The organism is Aeromicrobium sp. IC_218, assembly GCF_004336805.1.
Taxonomy (GTDB): domain Bacteria; phylum Actinomycetota; class Actinomycetes; order Propionibacteriales; family Nocardioidaceae; genus Aeromicrobium.
On the sequence record NZ_SJXM01000001.1, the window covers coordinates 334,656 to 351,614 of the forward strand.

General features: G+C 72.9%; 18 protein-coding genes. 8 read left to right on the forward strand and 10 right to left on the reverse strand.

What is annotated here, in order from left to right:
* The 3 genes from E0W78_RS01660 to arsB are packed head-to-tail and all read right to left on the reverse strand — an operon-like array spanning position 1 to position 2,826.
* Positions 1 to 1,332 (reverse strand): FAD-dependent oxidoreductase, encoded by a 1,332-nt coding sequence (locus E0W78_RS01660; protein ID WP_131402102.1) that lies wholly within the window; start codon positions 1,330 to 1,332, stop codon positions 1 to 3.
* Positions 1,325 to 1,741 carry an arsenate reductase ArsC gene (locus E0W78_RS01665; RefSeq protein WP_131402103.1) on the reverse strand — a complete coding sequence of 139 codons (417 nt, stop codon included), beginning with the start codon at positions 1,739 to 1,741 and terminating at the stop codon, positions 1,325 to 1,327. The genes E0W78_RS01660 and E0W78_RS01665 overlap by 8 nt, the downstream gene beginning before the upstream one ends.
* Positions 1,738 to 2,826 carry an ACR3 family arsenite efflux transporter gene (gene arsB / locus E0W78_RS01670; protein WP_131402104.1) on the reverse strand — a complete coding sequence of 363 codons (1,089 nt, stop codon included), beginning with the start codon at positions 2,824 to 2,826 and terminating at the stop codon, positions 1,738 to 1,740. The genes E0W78_RS01665 and arsB overlap by 4 nt, the downstream gene beginning before the upstream one ends.
* An 86-nt stretch (positions 2,827 to 2,912) precedes the next feature.
* On the opposite strand from arsB, the gene E0W78_RS01675 reads away from it, so the two are divergent.
* Positions 2,913 to 3,263, forward strand: a complete 351-nt coding sequence (locus E0W78_RS01675; protein WP_131402105.1) for a metalloregulator ArsR/SmtB family transcription factor — start codon at positions 2,913 to 2,915, stop codon at positions 3,261 to 3,263.
* A gap of 118 nt (positions 3,264 to 3,381) precedes the next feature.
* Here the strand turns inward: E0W78_RS01675 and E0W78_RS01680 are convergent, their stop codons facing one another.
* The 3 genes from E0W78_RS01680 to E0W78_RS01690 all read right to left on the reverse strand — a co-directional run bounded on the left by E0W78_RS01680 (position 3,382) and on the right by E0W78_RS01690 (position 6,332).
* Positions 3,382 to 4,710: an MFS transporter gene (locus tag E0W78_RS01680; RefSeq protein ID WP_131402106.1), complete on the reverse strand. Its 1,329-nt coding sequence runs from the start codon at positions 4,708 to 4,710 to the stop codon at positions 3,382 to 3,384.
* A gap of 13 nt (positions 4,711 to 4,723) precedes the next feature.
* Positions 4,724 to 5,593, reverse strand: a complete 870-nt coding sequence (locus E0W78_RS01685) for a shikimate dehydrogenase (RefSeq protein ID WP_131402107.1) — start codon at positions 5,591 to 5,593, stop codon at positions 4,724 to 4,726.
* A 91-nt stretch (positions 5,594 to 5,684) separates the two neighbouring features.
* Positions 5,685 to 6,332 (reverse strand): TetR/AcrR family transcriptional regulator, encoded by a 648-nt coding sequence (locus E0W78_RS01690; protein ID WP_242686176.1) that lies wholly within the window; start codon positions 6,330 to 6,332, stop codon positions 5,685 to 5,687.
* Positions 6,333 to 6,432: 100 nt separating this feature from the next.
* Here E0W78_RS01690 and E0W78_RS01695 point away from each other — a divergent pair, with 100 nt between their 5' ends.
* Positions 6,433 to 8,220, forward strand: a complete 1,788-nt coding sequence (locus E0W78_RS01695) for a sugar phosphate isomerase/epimerase and 4-hydroxyphenylpyruvate domain-containing protein (protein ID WP_131402109.1) — start codon at positions 6,433 to 6,435, stop codon at positions 8,218 to 8,220.
* A gap of 3 nt (positions 8,221 to 8,223) precedes the next feature.
* On the opposite strand, the gene E0W78_RS01700 is transcribed toward E0W78_RS01695, so the two are convergent.
* Positions 8,224 to 9,201 carry a bile acid:sodium symporter family protein gene (locus tag E0W78_RS01700; protein ID WP_207392572.1) on the reverse strand — a complete coding sequence of 326 codons (978 nt, stop codon included), beginning with the start codon at positions 9,199 to 9,201 and terminating at the stop codon, positions 8,224 to 8,226.
* Between the two features lie 54 nt (positions 9,202 to 9,255).
* Between E0W78_RS01700 and proC the strand changes: the two genes are divergently transcribed.
* The 6 genes from proC (at position 9,256) to E0W78_RS01730 (ending at position 13,913) form a co-directional block, all read left to right on the forward strand.
* Positions 9,256 to 10,065: a pyrroline-5-carboxylate reductase gene (proC, locus tag E0W78_RS01705; protein WP_131402111.1), complete on the forward strand. Its 810-nt coding sequence runs from the start codon at positions 9,256 to 9,258 to the stop codon at positions 10,063 to 10,065.
* Positions 10,062 to 11,267, forward strand: coding sequence for an acetoin utilization protein AcuC (locus E0W78_RS01710; protein ID WP_131402112.1), 1,206 nt, complete (start codon positions 10,062 to 10,064; stop codon positions 11,265 to 11,267). Before proC ends, E0W78_RS01710 begins: the two co-directional genes overlap by 4 nt.
* 160 nt (positions 11,268 to 11,427) lie before the next feature.
* Positions 11,428 to 11,592 carry a helix-turn-helix domain-containing protein gene (locus E0W78_RS01715; protein WP_278249414.1) on the forward strand — a complete coding sequence of 55 codons (165 nt, stop codon included), beginning with the start codon at positions 11,428 to 11,430 and terminating at the stop codon, positions 11,590 to 11,592.
* An 88-nt stretch (positions 11,593 to 11,680) separates the two neighbouring features.
* On the forward strand, positions 11,681 to 11,782 hold the full coding sequence (locus tag E0W78_RS01720; protein WP_019143756.1) for an AURKAIP1/COX24 domain-containing protein: 102 nt from the start codon (positions 11,681 to 11,683) through the stop codon (positions 11,780 to 11,782).
* Positions 11,783 to 11,802: 20 nt separating this feature from the next.
* Positions 11,803 to 12,774, forward strand: a complete 972-nt coding sequence (locus tag E0W78_RS01725) for an NAD-dependent epimerase/dehydratase family protein (protein ID WP_131402113.1) — start codon at positions 11,803 to 11,805, stop codon at positions 12,772 to 12,774.
* Positions 12,771 to 13,913: a lysophospholipid acyltransferase family protein gene (locus E0W78_RS01730; protein WP_242686177.1), complete on the forward strand. Its 1,143-nt coding sequence runs from the start codon at positions 12,771 to 12,773 to the stop codon at positions 13,911 to 13,913. Before E0W78_RS01725 ends, E0W78_RS01730 begins: the two co-directional genes overlap by 4 nt.
* A gap of 12 nt (positions 13,914 to 13,925) precedes the next feature.
* Here E0W78_RS01730 and E0W78_RS01735 read toward each other — a convergent pair whose 3' ends face one another.
* From E0W78_RS01735 to E0W78_RS01745, 3 genes are all read right to left on the reverse strand, one after another.
* Complete coding sequence (locus tag E0W78_RS01735) at positions 13,926 to 15,188, reverse strand: DUF5667 domain-containing protein (RefSeq protein WP_131402114.1); 1,263 nt, start codon at positions 15,186 to 15,188, stop codon at positions 13,926 to 13,928.
* Between the two features lie 97 nt (positions 15,189 to 15,285).
* Positions 15,286 to 15,987, reverse strand: coding sequence for a sigma-70 family RNA polymerase sigma factor (locus E0W78_RS01740; protein WP_242686178.1), 702 nt, complete (start codon positions 15,985 to 15,987; stop codon positions 15,286 to 15,288).
* Between the two features lie 39 nt (positions 15,988 to 16,026).
* Positions 16,027 to 16,917, reverse strand: coding sequence for an HAD-IB family hydrolase (locus E0W78_RS01745; RefSeq protein ID WP_131402115.1), 891 nt, complete (start codon positions 16,915 to 16,917; stop codon positions 16,027 to 16,029).
* Positions 16,918 to 16,959 lie beyond the last annotated feature (42 nt).

Sequence of the window (16,959 nt, forward strand, 5' to 3'; positions counted from 1 at the left end):
TCAGTGGCGCGGGGTCGGGACTGGGCCGAGCTCGATGAGCTCGATCGGGCTGGAGCAACACCCGCCCGAGGCGTCCTCGTCGAAGCTCGCGGCGCCGCCGCACACGCCGGTCTCGGGAAGGACGAGCTCGACACGGGCCGCGGCGTCCTGGTCGCCGGCGATCGCAGCAGCAACCGATCGTGCTTGCTCGTAGCCGGTGAGGGCGAGGAACGAGGGCGCGCGTCCGTAGGACTTCATGCCGACGAGGAAGAAGCCCGGATCGGGCTGCGTGAGCTCGGCCGCTCCGTGCGGGTAGACCGTCCCGCAAGAGTGGACGTTCGGATCGATCAACGGCGCCAGTGCCGACGGTGCCTGGAGGCGGGGGTCGAGGTCGAGCCGGACCTCGCTGAGGAACGTGAGGTCCGGGCGGAAGCCGGTCACGGCGATGACCCGGTCGACCTCGTCGATGGACTGCCCGTCGGTGGAGGCGATCACCAGGCGTCCGTCCGCGCCGGTCGTGACCGACTCGGTGCGGAAGCCGGTCCGGGTGGCCACGGGTCCCTCGCCCACGGCTGCGCGGGCGCGCGTGCCCAGGGCGCCGCGCTCGCTCAGCTGGTCGTCCTCCCCGCCGCCGAAGGCGTCGCCCACCGAGGGACGACGCACGATCCACGTCACTCGGGTGCCCGGCGCGCTGCGCGCCAGCCGGGTGAGCTCGACGAGGGCGGTCTTGGCCGAGGCGCCGGTTCCTGCCACGACGGTGTGCCGGCCGGCGTACAGCTGCGCGGTGGCCCCGTCGCGGAGGTCCGGCACCCGGTAGGCGATGCGGTCGGCGTGCGCCGACTCGCCGACGGCGGGCAGTCCGTCTCCGCCGAACGGGTTCGGCCCGCTCCAGGTGCCCGAGGCGTCGACCACCGTCCGAGCGCGGAGCCGGCTCTCACCCTCAGGGGTGCGGACGTGGACGACGAACGGTGCGTCGTCGCGTCCGGAGTCGACCATGACGTCGCGGTCGAGCCTGGTCACGCCGACGACCTGGTGCCCGTACCGGACGGCGTCGCCGAGGGCGTCGGCGAGGGGCTGGAGGTACTGCTCGGCCCAGTCGCCCCCGGTGGGGAACGCCGTGAGCTCGGGTTCGATCCAGCCGGCCTCGGTCAGAAGGGTGCGCGCCGCCGGGTCGACGAGCTCGGACCACGGCGAGAACAGGCGGACGTGGGACCACTCGCGCACCGCAGCGCCGGCACGTTCTCCGCGCTCGAGGACGAGGACGTCGAGTCCGCGACCTCGCAGGTGGGCGGCGGTCGCCAGGCCGATCGGGCCGGCGCCGATGACGACGACGGGCAGAGGCAGGTCAGGCATCTCGGTCCTCCTGGGGGTCGAGGGAGGTGATGAGGGACTGGACGCGGGCGTGGATCTCGTCGCGGACCGTGCGGACGACCTCGATGCCCTGTCCGGCGGGGTCGGTGAGGACCCAGTCCTCATAGCGCTTGCCGGGGAAGTAGGGGCACTCGTCGCCGCAGCCCATCGTGATGACGACGTCCGACTCGCGGACCGCGTCGTCGGTCAGCTTCTTGGGCTGCTCGCCGGCGATGTCGATCCCGTGCTCGGCCATCGCGGCGACGGCGACGGGGTTGACCTGGTCGCCAGGCATCGAGCCGGCGCTGCGCACGTCGATGCGGTCGCCGGCGAGGTGCTGCAGGTATCCGGCTGCCATCTGGGAACGTCCGGCGTTGTGCACACAGACGAACAGGACGGTGGGCTTGGTCATCGGGTCTCCTGGTCCGAGGCGGTGGGGAAGTAGCGGCGTGCCCAGAGGGCGACGTAGACCAGGCCAACCAGCGCGGGCACCTCGATGAGCGGGCCGATCACCCCGGCGAGCGCCTGGCCGGAGGTGACACCGAACGTGCCGAGCGCCACGGCGATGGCCAGCTCGAAGTTGTTGCCGGCCGCGGTGAACGCGAGCGTCGCCGTCCGGTCGTAAGGCAGCTCGAGTGCGCGTCCGCTGACCATGCCTATGCCGAACATCAGCGCGAAGTAGGCGAGCAGTGGCAAGGCGACGCGGACGACGTCGAGCGGTTGGTCGAGGATGCGGTCGCCCTGCAGCGCGAACAGCAGCACGATCGTGAACAGCAGCCCATACAGGGCCCACGGACCCAGTCGGGGGAGCAGGACGGTCTCGTACCAGTCGCGTCCGCGGGCGCGTTCGCCCAGCCGCCGCGTCGCGTAGCCGGCCACCAGCGGGATGCCCAGGAAGACCAGGACGCTGGCGGTGATGGCACCCACCGAGAACGACGCGCTGGTCGTCTCCAGGCCCAGCCAGCCGGGCAGCGTCTGCAGGTAGAACCAGCCGAGCGCGGCGAACGCGACGACCTGGAACACGGAGTTGATCGCGACCAGCACGGCGGCCGCCTCGCGGTCGCCGCAGGCCAGGTCGTTCCAGATCAGCACCATGGCGATGCAGCGGGCCAGACCCACGATCACCAGGCCTGTGCGGTACTCCGGCAGGTCCGGAAGCATCAGCCACGCGAGCGCGAACATGAGCGCCGGTCCGACGAGCCAGTTCAAGGCCAGCGAGGCACCGAGGAGCCGGCGGTCGGAGGTCACGCGACTCAGCTCGTCGTACCGGACCCGCGCAAGGACCGGGTACATCATCACCAGCAGCCCGACGGCGATGGGCACGGAGACCGAACCGATCTTCACGCTGTCCAACGCGTCAGCCAGACCCGGCACGACGGCGCCCAGTGCCAGACCCGCGACCATCGCGACGCCGATCCATGCCGGCAGGTACCTGTCCAGCGTCGAGAGCCGAGCCCGGACGGGGTCGGCGGGACGGAGATCGGCGGCGGTGTCCATCAGGCTCCTGTTCCATCGAAGAAGTTCGATGAGCGGGACGATAGCAAGGCATCGAAGAATGTCAATGTCTCGGGTATCGTGACGGCATGACCACGACGGTGAACGCCACGGACGCATGCTGTACTCCGGGCGCTGCGTCCTTCCTGGACGACGCGAACGCTCAGCGGGCGGCTGCGCAGTTCAAGGCGCTGGCCGACCCGACGCGGTTGAAGCTCCTGTCCATCGTCGCGGCCCAGGAGTCAGCAGAGGCGTGCGTCTGTGACCTGACCGAGCCGGTCGGTCTGTCGCAGCCGACCGTCTCCCACCACCTCAAGATCCTCGTCGAGGCGGGTCTGCTCACGCGCAGCAAGCGCGGTGTCTGGTCGTACTACGCGCTCGTCCCGGGCTCGGCCGACGCGCTCGCGACGTCCCTCCGCACGGTCCTCCGGGAGGGCTGAGCGACCGCGACTGTGCGAAGCGGCTAGGCGGTGAGCAGGTCCTACCGGGTCGGCCTCCCGAGAACAGCACGAGGGCCCGCCGGCGCGAAGCCGGCGGGCCCTCGAGGGACGGCGCTCGTCAGCGTCCGGCGAGCGCCTCGTCCGCCCGGTCGCGCGACGGCTTGGCGCCGAGCTCGGCCGTGGGGACGTCCTTGGTCTCGCGCGCGGTCAGCGCGGCGATCGACGCGACGATCGCGATGACGGCGGTGAACCCGGCGGTGACCGTCCAGCCGCCCTCCTCGACGCCGCCGAGCGCGGTGACGATCGTCGGTGCGAAGCCGGCCATGAGGAAGCCGAGCTGGGTGCCGATCGCCAGACCCGAGAAGCGGACGCGGGCGTCGAACATCTCGGCGTAGAACGACGGCCAGACCGCGTTCGCCGCCGCGTAGCCGCACGAGAACGTCAGCACCGCGAGGGCGAAGATCAGCAGCTCGTTGTCCTGGCTCATCGAGAGCAGGTAGAAGGGCATGAGCACCGCGCTGGAGAGCGCGCCGTAGACGAACACCGGCTTGCGGCCGATGCGGTCGGCGAGCATGCCGAACAGCGGCTGGGTGCCGAGCGCGACGACGTTGGCGGCCACGACCAGCCACAGGGTGATCGACTCGTCGACGCCGACCTCCTTGCCGTACGCGATGGCCAGGTTGCCGAACACGGTCGAGATGGCGGCGATGAACGCGCAGCAGATCACGCGCAGCACGTCGGCCCAGTGGTGCTGCAGCAGGTCGAGCAGCGGGATGCGCGCGACGTCGCCGGACGCCTTCTTGGCCGCGAACTCCGGCGGCTCGTGCAGGCTGCGGCGGATGAAGAAGGCCACGATGACCACGAGCGCGCTGAACCAGAACGGGATGCGCCAGCCCCAGCTGTACTTGATGTCGTCGGGCAGGGAGACGACCGGGATGAACACCAGCGCGGCGAGGATCTGCCCGCCCTGGGTGCCGGTCAGCGTCCAGGACGTGAAGAACGAGCGCCGGTCGTCCGGGGCGTGCTCCAGCGTCAGCGAGCTGGCGCCGGCCTGCTCCCCGGCGGCCGACAGGCCCTGCATCAGGCGGCACAGCACGAGCAGCACCGGGGCGGCCCAGCCGATCGCGTCGAAGCTGGGCAGGCAGCCGATCAGGAAGGTCGACAGGCCCATGAGCACGAGGGTGAACATGAGCACCTTCTGGCGTCCGACCCGGTCGCCGAAGTGGCCCAGGATGACGGCGCCGAAGGGCCGGGCGACGTAGGCGAAGCCGAACGTCGCGAACGACATGACGAGCGCGGAGGCGTCGTCGTCGGGGAAGAACACGTGCGGGAAGATCAGCGCCGCGGCGGAGCCGAAGACGAAGAAGTCGTAGTACTCCACGGCGCTGCCCATGAAGCTGGCGAGCGCCGCCTTCTTCGGGGTCTTGGACGCATCGATGGCCTGCATCGGGGCTCCTTGCTCAGGATCGGGGCTCGTCGGCCGCGAGGACGCGGAAGTGACGGAGCATGCGGTCGGGGTCGGGCTCGACGCCCGTGACGAGACGGAAGGCGTCGATGGCCTGGTGGACCGCCATGTGGCCTCCGTCGAGGGTGCGGCAGCCCGCGGCCCGGGCCGCGGTCAGCAGCTCGGTCTCCAGCGGGCGGTACACGATGTCGGCGACCCAGAGCCCCGGGTGGAGGAGTCGGTCGTCGAGGGGGAGGCCGGGGTGGTCGGCCATGCCGGTGGGCGTGCAGTGCACGAGCCCGGACGCGTCGGGGAGCAGCGCCGGGAGCTTTTCGGGGCGGGCGGCGCTGACGCGGGCGTCGGGGTGGCGGGCGGCGAGGTCGCCGGCCAGGTGCTGGGCGCGGGCGTCGTCGACGTCGACCACGGTCAGGTGCGTGGTGCCGAGCCCGAGCAGGGCGTCGGCCACGGCGCTGCCCGCACCGCCGGCGCCGAGCAGGACGACGTCCTTGGTGGACGCGTCGGGCAGGCCGGTGGTGAAGGCGGTGGCGAAGCCGGTGACGTCGGTGTTGTGGCCGATCGCGCGGCCGTCGCGCAGCAGGACGGTGTTGACCGCACCCAGCGCGGCGGCGCGGGGGTCGACCACGTCCAGGTGCGGCAGCACCAGCTGCTTGCACGGGTGGGTGACGTTGAACGCGTCGTAGCCGAGCCGGCGTCCCTGCTCCAGCAGGTCACCCACCGCCTCGGCCGGCAGGCCCAGGGCGGGGAGGTCGATCGTCCGGTACACGTACGTCAGACCGAGGGCCCGTGCCTCGGCCATGTGCAGCGGCGGCGTGAGGGACGGCCCGACGCCGGCGCCGATGAGGCCGACGAGGAACGGGTGGGACATGGACGCTCCGGATCTATGTACTAACTGGTACGTCCGTGAAGTAGATCACGCCCCTCGAAGGACGTGTCAAGCGGGGAGCGGGGCGACCGGGTCAGCCGCGGGCGCCGGCGGTGAGCCAGGAGACGACGACCTCGCCGATCATCGAGCGCAGGTGCTGCTGCTCGTCCGGAGCCTGCAGGTCGCGGCCGAACAGGTGCCCGAACGTGTGCTGGTTGGCGACCTGGAAGACGCAGTAGGCGCTGATGACCAGGTGCACGTCGACCGCGTCGACGCCCTCGCGGAAGACGCCCTTCTCGCGGCCGCGCTCGAGCAGGTCCTCGAGCAGCGCGACGGCCGGGTTGCCCAGCTCGCGCAGCGAGTCGATCTGCTGCATGAACGAGCCGTGGTGGATGTTCTCGATCGACACCAGCCGGATGAACGCGGGGTTCGCGTTGTGGTGGTCGTAGGTCAGCTCGGCCAGGCGGCGGACGGCGTCGACCGGCTCGAGGTCGCCGACGTGGAGCTCCTGCTCGGCGCGCCGGATGCCCAGGTACGCGTCCTCCAGGACGGCCCGGTACAGGCCCTCCTTGCCGCCGAAGTAGTAGTAGATCATCCGCTTCGTGGTGCTGGTGCGCTCGGCGATCTCGTCGACCCGGGCGCCGGAGTAGCCGGCCTCGGCGAACACCTCGGTCGCCACGCGCAGCAGCTCGGCGCGGGTGCGCTCTGCGTCGCGCTGGCGCTCGGGCCTGGTCTCGGTCACGCCGCCGAGCCTAGTGGTCGCGAGCCCGCCCCGGGTGGGTGACGGGGCTGACAACGGACGTACCAGGTCGTACATTGAGGCCCGGACGGAAGGAGTCCTCATGCGCACCTCGGTGGCCACGGTCTGCCTCAGCGGGAGTCTCGTCGACAAGATGCACGCCTGCGCGGACGCCGGGTTCGACGGCATCGAGGTCTTCGAGCCCGACCTCGTCGCGAGCGACCACTCGCCCGAGGAGGTCCGCGCGCTGGCCGACCGGCTCGGCCTGACGCTCGACCTGTTCCAGCCGTTCCGCGACTTCGAGGGCGTCACCGAGGAGCTGCTCGAGGACAACCTGCGCCGCGCCGAGGCCAAGTTCGCGCTCATGAAGCGGCTCGGCATGGACACCGTGCTGGTGTGCTCGAACGTGGCCACCGCGACGATCGACTCCGACGAGGTGAGCGCCGCCCAGCTGCGCCGGCTCGGCGGCCTGGCCGAGCGGTACGACGTCCGCATCGCCTTCGAGGCGCTCGCGTGGGGCCGGTTCGTGGACGACTACCGGCGGGCCTGGCGCATCGTCGAGCTGGCCGACCACCCGCGCGTGGGCGTGTGCCTGGACTCCTTCCACATCCTGTCGCGCGGGCACGACCCGAGCGACATCGAGAAGATCCCCGGCGACAAGATCTTCTTCCTCCAGCTCGCCGACGCCCCCGCGCTGTCGATGGACGTGCTGTCGTGGTCGCGCCACCACCGCCTGTTCCCGGGGGAGGGGTCCTTCGACCTGGCCGGGTTCCTGGCCCGTGTGCTGCGCGCCGGCTACACCGGCCCGCTGTCGCTCGAGGTCTTCAACGACACGTTCCGCCAGACCGACGTCCGGCGAACCGCCCGTCACGCGCTGCGCTCGCTGGTCTGGCTCGAGGATGCCGCCGGTCGCCTGGTCGAGGGCCGGGACGACCTGCACCGGCTGCCCCGGACGTCCGCGCCCCAGGGCTACGACTTCGTCGAGGTGAAGGCCGAGGACACCGCCGACGTGGAGGTGCTGCTCGGCCAGCTCGGCTTCACCTTCCGCGGGCGGCACCGCACCAAGCCGGTGCGGCTGTGGTCGGCCGGCGACGCGCGGGTCGTGCTCAACGAGCAGCAGGCCCGCGACCAGCGTCCGCACCTGGCCGCGGTCGGCCTGGCGGTCGACGACCCGGTCACGACGGCCGAGCGGGCGCACGTCCTCATGGCGCCGGCGGTGCACCGGCGCACGTACGCCTCCGAGGTGCCGCTGCAGGCCTTCACCGCGCCCGACGGCACCGAGGTGTTCCTCGGCGAGGCTGCCGGCGGCGAGCCGGACTGGGTCGCCGAGTTCGAGGGCGGCGACGCCGCTGCGCCCAGCCCGATCACGCGGGTCGACCACGTCAACCTCGCCCAGCCCTGGGCCGACTTCGACGAGGCGGTGCTGTTCTACACGTCCGTGCTCGGCCTGGACGCCGGATCGGGCACCGAGGTCGCCGGACCGCAGGGGCTCGTGCGCAGCCAGGTGATGCGGACGCCGGACGGCTCGGTGCGCATCCCGCTCAACGTCGCCCCGCTCGGCTCGACCGACTACGCGCAGCACGTGGCGTTCGCGTGCGACGACGTCGTCGCCGTGGCCCGCCGGGCCCGCGAGGCCGGCATGTCGTTCCTGCCGGTGCCGCGCAACTACTACGACGACCTCGCCGCGCGGTACGGCCTGCCCGACGAGGTCGTGGACGAGCTGCGTGACCTCGACCTGCTCTACGAGCGTGACGAGCACGGCGCGTTCGTGCACTTCTACACGCGCACGTCCGGCCAGGTGTTCCTAGAGGTCGTCGAGCGGCGGGACGGCTACGACGGCTACGGCGCGACCAACGCGCCGATCCGGCTCGCGGCCCAGCAGCGCGCCTAGCCCTCAGGCGTCCGGGGCCTCCGCGGCCTCGGCCCGGCGGCCCATGCGGGCGGCGAGCCACGCGCAGACCACGAGCTGCAGCTGGTGGAAGAGCATGAGCGGCAGCACCGCGAGCGCGAAGTCGTCCGAGGAGAACAGCACCGAGAGCATCGGCAGGCCGGCGGCCAGGCTCTTGTGGCTGCCGCAGAACAGCAGGGGCGCCCGGTCGGCCTCGGCCAGCCCGACCACCCGGCCGAGCAGCACGCACAAGCCGAGCGCGGCGGCCAGCAGGGTCGCGCACACCGCCACCACGACGAGCGCGGACGCGACGTCCACGTGGCTCCAGACGTCCGCCTCGGCGCCCTTGCTGAAGGCGGCGTAGACCACCAGCAGGATCGTGAGCCGGTCGTAGCGACCGAGCACGGGGTGCCAGCGCTGCACCGTCGCGGCGGTCAGCGGACGGCTGAGGGTGCCGAGCGCGAACGGCACGAGCAGCTGCAGGACGATCGACAGCACCGTCGAACCGCTCACGGTCACGTCGCCGCTCCCGGCGAGCAGCAGGCCGACGAGCAGCGGGGTCAGCGCGACGCCGAGCAGGTTCGACAGAGACGCCCCCACCACGGCGCCGGCCACGTTGCCGCGGGCGATCGCCGTGAACGCGACGGACGACTGGACGGTGGACGGCACCAGCGTCAGCAGCAGGACGCCGGTGGCCAGCCCGGCGGGCAGGACGGGGTCGGTGACCGCCCGGGCCAGCAGCCCCAGCAGCGGGAACGCCACGTAGGTCATGGCCAGGATCGAGAGGTGCAGGCGCCAGCCGCGCAGCCCGTGCCAGGTCTCGGCCGGCGACAGCCGGACGCCGTACAGGAAGAACAGCACCGCGACGGCCGCCTTCACCACCACGTCGAGGACGTCGAGCCCCTCGCCGGTGACCGGCAGGAACGTGCCCAGCAGCGCGACGCCGAGCAGGGCCAGCAGGAAGGGATCGAGACGCAGCCGCACACGCAGACCCTAGGGGAGTCCGCGCGGCGGGGCCCGACGTCCTAGGCTGGCGGTGTGACCGATCGCATAGCCATCATCGGGGTCGGCGTGATGGGCGAGACCCTCGTGTCCACGCTCCTGGCCGCCGGCGTCGAGCCGGGCCGCGTCGTCGCCGTCGAGAAGCGTCCCGAGCGAGCCGCCGAGCTCCGCGAGCGCCACGGCATCGACGTCGCCGGGCTCGAGGACGCGGTGCGCGGTGCCGACCTGGTGCTGCTCGTGACCAAGCCGCAGGACGTCCCCGGCGTTCTGGAGCAGGCCGGCCCCCTGGTCGTCCCGGGCGCCGCGGTCGTGTCCTTCGCCGCCGGCGTCCGCACCGCCACCATCGAGGCGGCGGTGCCCGACGGCGTCGAGGTCCTGCGCGTCATGCCCAACACCCCCGCGCTCGTCGGCCAGGGCGTCTTCGGCGTCTCGGCCGGCGCCTCGTGCAGCGACGAGCGGGTCGCCGCGGTCCAGCACCTGCTCGAGCCCGGCGGCACCGTGGTGGTCGTCGACGAGGATGACCAGGACGCGCTCACCGCCGTGTCCGGCTCCGGTCCCGCGTACGTCTTCTACCTGGCCGAGGCGATGATCGCCGGCGGCGTCGAGGCCGGTCTCGACCCGGCCACCGCCCACCGGCTCGCCGTGGCCACCATCCAGGGCTCGGCCGCGCTGCTGGCCGGCAGCGACGACGAGCCCGCCGAGCTGCGCCGCCGGGTCACCTCGCCGAACGGCACCACCGCGGCGGCGATCGCGACGTTCGACGACCGCGGCGTGAAGCAGGCCGTGGCCGACGGCGTCCGCGCGGCCGCCGCCCGCTCCGCCGAGCTGTCCGGGCCGGGCGCATGACCGAGGGCGCCGCGCCGCAGGAGACGGCCCCGGACCGCTCGGTCGTCGTCTTCGACGACCAGATGACGCAGTACGACTTCGGCGCCCACCACCCCATGGCGCCGGTGCGCGTCGAGCTGACGATGATGCTCGCTGAGGAGCTCGGCGTGCTCGAGCAGGTGGACGTCGTGGGGGCGCCCGCCGCCACCGACGACGACCTCCTCCGGCTGCACTCGCCGGCCTACGTCGAGCGGGTGCAGAAGCTCAGCGACCACCCGGTCTACACCGAGCCCGGCTTCGGGCTCGGCACCGAGGACAACCCCGTCTTCGCCCACATGCACGAGGCCAGCGCGCTGATCGCCGGCGCCAGCATCGAGGCGGCCCGCCAGGTCTGGACCGGCCAGGCGCGGCACGCGGTCAGCGTCTGCGGCGGCCTCCACCACGCCATGCCCGGCAAGGCCAGCGGGTTCTGCATCTACAACGACGTCGCGCTGGCCATCGCCTGGCTGCTCGACCACGGCGCGAAGAAGGTCGCCTACGTCGACGTCGACGCCCACCACGGCGACGGCGTCCAGACGATGTTCTGGGACGACCCGCGGGTGCTGACCATCTCGATCCACGAGGGCCCGCAGACGCTGTTCCCCGGCACCGGCTACGCCACCGAGACCGGCGGCGAGGGCGCCGAGGGCTCGGCGATCAACGTCGCGCTGCCGCCGGCCACGTCCGACGCCGGCTGGATGCGCGCGTTCCACGCCGTCGTCCCGGCCGCGCTGCGCGAGTTCGCCCCCGACGTGCTGGTGACCCAGCACGGCTGCGACTCGCACATGGACGACCCGCTCACCAACCTCATGCTGAGCGTCGACGGCCAGCGCGCGTCCTACCTCGCGCTGCGCGACCTGGCCGACGAGATCTGCGGCGGCCGCTGGGTCTCCACCGGTGGCGGCGGCTACGCCGTGCTGGACGTCGTCCCCCGTGCCTGGAGCCACCTCATCGCCGTCGTGGGCGGCACGCCGCTCGACGTCGCCACGCCGACGCCCGAGCGCTGGCGGGCCCGGGTGGCCGAGCTGCGCGGCGGCGACGCCCCCACGCGCATGACCGACGGGCGCCTGCCGACCTTCCGCGACTGGCGCGAGGGCTACGACCCGGCGAGCTGGCTGGACCGCTCGATCATGGCCACGCGCACCGCCGCGTTCCCGCTGCTGGGGCTCGATCCGCAGCCCTGAACCACCCGGTGAAGAAGTTGTCGGTTTCGGCTACCGCGCCGGCTCGCGAACCACTACTCTCTGCTCAGGCACGCGCGCTCTTCTCCGGTGGGGAAGCCGGAGTGCGCGCGTGCCGTTCACTTCTCAGGGAGGAAGCGCCATGGTCTCGTCCGTGCGTTTCATGACCGTGGCGGAGGTCGCCTCCCAGATGCGCGTGTCCAAGATGACCGTGTACCGCCTCGTCCACGCCGGCGAGCTCGAGGCCGTCCGCGTGGGCCGGTCCTTCCGGGTGCCCGAGCACGCGGTCGAGACCTACCTGAAGAACTCGTACTTCCAGGCGGGCTGAGCCCCGGCTCACGGCCTGACTTTCCGCTCCTGGCCTGCTGCCCGTAGGCTGGGGACTCGCAATTGACTCAGTCGTCAGAAGGTGGACCGTGGGTTCTGTCATCAAGAAGCGTCGCAAGCGGATGTCGAAGAAGAAGCACCGCAAGATGCTCAAGCGCACGCGCGTGCAGCGCCGCCGTCTGGGCAAGTGAGCCGGGCGGGCCTCTAGACCATGGGCCGCGTCGTCCTGGTGACCGGGCTCTCGCGCGACATCGCTCTGCGATGCGCGCGGCTGCTCGCTGACCAGGGGGACGCGCTCGGGATCGACAAGGTCGTCGGTGTCGACGTCACGCCGCCGAGGGAGGACCTCGGCGGCGTGAAGTTCGTCCGGGCCGACATCCGCACGCCCGTCATCGCGAAGGTCATCGCGGTCGAGGACGTCGACACCGTCGTCCACCTCGACCTCGGTCCCTCGCACGGCCGCGGCGCGGCCAAGGAGCTCAACGTCATCGGGACGATGCAGCTGCTGGCCGCGTGCCAGCGCGTCTCGCACGTCACCACGTTCGTCCTGGGCTCCTCGACGGCCGTCTACGGCACGTCCGCCCGCAGTCCTGCCCTGTTCACCGAGTCCTCGGTGGCGCGCGGCGGCACGAACGCGGGCTTCCCCAAGGACGTCTGCGAGGTCGAGGGCTACGTCCGCGGGTTCGCCCGCCGCCGGCCCGACGTCCGCATCGTGACGCTGCGCTCGGCGCAGGTGCTCGACGCCGGCGCGCCGCTGGCCGCGTACTTCGCCAACCCGGTGCTGCCCACGGTCGCGGGCTACGACCCGCGGCTGCAGTTCCTGCACGTCCACGACGCGCTCGAGGTCATGCGCCGCGCCGTCGTCGACGAGGGCGTCCAGGGCACGTTCAACGTGGCCGGCGACGGCGTGGTCATGCTGTCCCAGGCGGTGCGCCGGCTCGGACGTCCGACGGTGCCGTTCCCGCCCGTCGGGTTCGGCACCGCGGCACGCACCATGCTGCGGGCCATGGGCTCGGACATCACGCCCGACCTGCACCGCCTGCTCATGCACGGCCGCGTCGTCGACACGACGGCGCTGCGCACGATCCTGGGGTACGCCCCGGCGTACACCAGCGCCGAGGCGTTCTCGATGTTCGCGGCCGGGCTGCAGCCCGGCCTGCTCAGCGGGAGGGGAGCCTCGTGACCGACGACCACCGCGACGTGCCGCTCGGCACCTCCGGACGAGCCGGACGCGGCTCGCAGGGCGGCACCACGCCGTCCAGCGCCGCCCGGTCGCTGGCCGGGGGCGCGGCCCGCCCGCCGCGCCGCCCGGGTGAGCCCGCCGCAGGCACCGGCGCCGGGCGTCCGCGCCTGCACGCCGTGCCGGACGACGCCACGGCCGAGCCGCCGCCGACGTCGCACCACTCCGGTCCGCAGGAGCCGCCACCCACCGGACTGCCGCTCGACGAGGTCCTCACCGCGGTCGTCGCGGCCGCCCAGCGCGTGCTCGGCGACGACTGGGAGGCGCGCCTGGCGCGCATGCTGGCCACGCTGCGCCGCCGGCTCTCGGGCGACTACGAGGTCGACGACTTCGGCCACGACCCCGAGGTCGCCGAGCTGCTCGTGCAGGTGCTCGAGCCGCTGGCCGAGAAGTGGTTCCGGCTCGAGGTCCGCGGCGTGCACAACATCCCGGCCGAGGGTGGCGCGCTGCTGGTCGGCAACCACTCCGGCACCGTGCCGATCGACGGGCTCATCACCAGCTACGCGGTGCACCGGTACGCCCAGCGCACGCTGCGTCCGCTCGCCGCCGACCTGGTCTTCGCGCTGCCGTTCGTGGGCGAGACCGCCCGCAAGTTCGGCGCGACGCTGGCCTGCACCGAGGACGCCGAGCGGCTGCTCGGCCGCGGCGAGCTCGCCGCCGTCTGGCCCGAGGGCTTCAAGGGCGTCGGCAAGCCGTTCAGCGAGCGCTACAAGCTGCAGCGGTTCGGCCGCGGCGGGTTCGTGTCGTCGGCGATGCGCGCCCAGGTGCCGATCGTCCCGGTGTCGATCGTCGGCGCCGAGGAGATCTACCCGCTCGTGGGCAACCTGCCCTCGCTCGCACGGCTGCTCGGCCTGCCCTACCTGCCGATCACGCCGTTCTTCCCGTGGCTGGGCCTGCTCGGCCTCGTGCCGCTGCCCAGCAAGTGGATCATCGAGTTCGGCGAGCCGGTGCGCACCGACGCCTACGCGCCCGAGGCGGCCGACGACCCGATGCTGCTGTTCAACGTCACCGATCAGGTGCGGGAGACGATCCAGCAGACGCTCTACGGGCTGCTGGTCGACCGCGGCGGGGCGTTCTTCTAGCGGCTGCGGCTGCTAGCCGCGCGGGACCCAGAGGTTCCAGCGCTGCTGACGCTCGCGACGGCGCTCGTCCTCGCGCTGGCGACGCTCCTCGGCGCGCTCGCGCGCCCGGTCACGACGCTCCTCGGCGCGGGCCTCGCGCTCGGCCTCGCGGCGCTCGCGCTCGGCACGCCGCTCCTCGGCGCGCTGCTCGCGCTCCGTGCGGGCCTCCTCGCGACGACGCTCCCGCTCGGCACGGCGCTCCTCGCCCCGCTGGCGGGCCTGGTCGCGCGGGCTGGACGTGGGGGTCGGGGTCGCCGACGGCGTGGGCCGCGTGGTGGGTGCGGTCGGTCGCGGACGTGCGTCGGCACGGCCGTCGCGGGCCGTGCCGTCACTGGGGACCTTCGTCGTCGGGATCGCGACGCGGGCGCCGGGTCTGTGCCGGTCGCTGGACCGCCGCTGGGCGGCCGGCGTGCGCGACACGACCTGCTCGCGCGGGACGGACGCACGGGGCTCGCTGCCCGAGACGCTGCGCTGCACCTCGTCGGCCAGGCGGCGCGACTCGCGCGACAGGCAGGTGGGGCAGGTGCTGTCGACGGTGCCGGTCAGCTCGTCGACCAGGCGCTGCACGCGGTCGACGACGGTGTCCTCGGCCGGGGCGCCGCTCGCCAGGTCCTTGAGGGTGGGCGCGGTGTCGGCGACGAACCGGTCGACCTGCTGCAGCGTGGCCTTGTCGTGGTCGTCCTCGTAGGCCTCGAGCAGACGGCCGGTGCCGGACCGCGCGACCTTCTCGAAGTCGACCAGCGCCTCGTCGACGACCTTCTGCGGGGTGTCGTCACGGTCGGCCAGCGCCTCGACCTCGGCCAGGCGACGCGTCGCCTGGCGCAGCTCGAAGGTGCCGCGCGCGCTGTCGGACAGCCGCAGCGACTTCTGGACCTGCTCGGTGCCGCGCTTGACCGGGTAGAGCACCTCGCCGGGGAGGGCGGAGGCGCTCGACGCGACCAGGCCGGCACCACCGGCGACCGTGACCGCCGCCGCGACGACGCCCGCCAGACGTCGTCGTGTGCCGCGGGGAGTGGCCATGACCGGGACGGCCGGACGGGGCTGCAGGACCTCCTGCGCCTCGGCCATGAGCCGGCTGCGCAGGTCGACCGCGAAGTCGGGCCGGGGCGACTCGACCGCGCTCGCCTGGAGCGTCTCGACCGTGCGGAGCAGCTGCTCGTGGTCGGACGCCGGCGCCGCGCCGCGCAGGGCGGCGTCGAAGGCCTCGGCCTCGGCCGAGCGGCGGAACGGGGTCATCGCGGGAACTTTCGGTGCGCAGGGGTCGGACGCCGTGATGGCGTCTCAGCGGGCTCAACGACGCGGGGTGCCCCCTGGTTACGCGGCGTGTCGCACATCACCGCACCTCCGGGTCGATCAGCTTGGCCAGCGCCCGGACGGCGCGCAGCTGGAGCTGCTTGATCGCGCCCTCGGAACGGTCCAGCGCGGCCGCCGTCTCGGCGATCGACAGACCCTGGATGAAGCGCATGAGGATGCAGTCGCGCTGCTCGTCGCTGAGCCGGGCGACCGCCGCGTACAGCGCCTCGTTGGTGAGGTGCGCCAGGACGTCCGTCTCGGGCTGGGCCAGCACGGAGCGCCGGTCGGGGACGTCGTCGGACACGATCTCCAGGCGGGAGCGGCCGGACTTGAAGTGGTCGGTGACCAGGTTGCGCGCGATCGTCGTGAGCCAGGCGCCGAAGTCCTTGCCCTGCCAGGTGAACTTCTGGATCGAGCGCAGGGCCCGCATGAACGTCTCGCTGGTGAGGTCCTCGGCCAGGGCGCGGGACCCCACGCGGTACAGGACGAACCGGTAGACGCCGGCGGAGTAGTGGTCGTAGAGCTGCCCGAACGCCTCCGCGTCACCCGTGGTGGCGAGCTCGACGAGCGCCCGCAGCCGGTCGCGCTCGGGATCGGCGTCGGGCGGAGCCGCGGTGCCGCCGCCCTCGGGGGCCGGGGCCGTGGGACCGGTCGTCATGGCGGCGAGGGCAGGCGCCAGCGCGGCGTCACGCGGCAGCTGTGCTGCGAGCGCGAGCGCCCGGCGCAGCGCAGACCCACTCACGGTCGTTCCTCCCCCTCGGACCGCGGTCCAGTGTACGGGTCAGGAGCCGTCGCGACCCTGGTTCGACCGGACCAGGTCACGCACCACCCGATAGGTGGCCCCGCCGGCCGCACCGACCAGAGCGACCTTCACGCCGGTGCCGGCCAGCTTGCGGCCCGTCCGGTAGTCGCGGACGAGCCATCCGTGGGCGCGCGCGTGACGGCGCAGGCGGCGGTCGGGGTTGATGGCGCACGGCTGGCCGACCAGCGACAGCATCGGCAGGTCGTTGGCCGAGTCCGAGTACGCCGAGCAGCGGGCGAGGTCGAGGCCCTCGGTGCGGGCGAGCTCGCGGACGGCCTCGGCCTTGCTCTCGCCGTGCAGCATCTCGCCGACCAGCCGGCCGGTGTAGACGCCGTCGCGCTGCTCGGCGACGGTGCCGAGCGCCCCGGTCAGGCCGAGCCGCGAGGCGACGACGCGGGCGATCTCCACCGGTGCCGCCGTGACCAGCCACACCCGCTGGCCGTGGTCGAGGTGCTGCTGGGCCAGGGCCCGCGTGCCCGGCCAGATGCGGTGCGCCATGTGCTCGTCGAAGACGTCCTCGACGATCTGCTCCAGCTCGGTGGCGCGGTGGCCGGCGATGAAGGCGAGCGCGGACGCCCGGGCCTGCGCCACGTGGTCGGGGTCCTCGGAGCCGGCGACGCGGAACCAGGTCTGCTGCCACGCCGCGCTGACGATCTGGCGCGTGGTGAACAGGTCGCGCTCGTGCAGGCCGCGCGCGAGGTGGTAGATCGAGGCGCCCTGCATGAGCGTGTTGTCGACGTCGAAGAAGGCGGCGGCGGTGGCGTCGGTCGGCGCGAGCGCGGCCTCGACCTCGGCGGCCGCCGCGGAGGCGGACCCGGCCAGCACGGACCGGGCGCGCAGGTCGCGCGGTGCCGCTGCTTCACGCCCCATGCGCACGACCGTACCGGGCGGCTCGGCTCAGCGGCTGTGGAA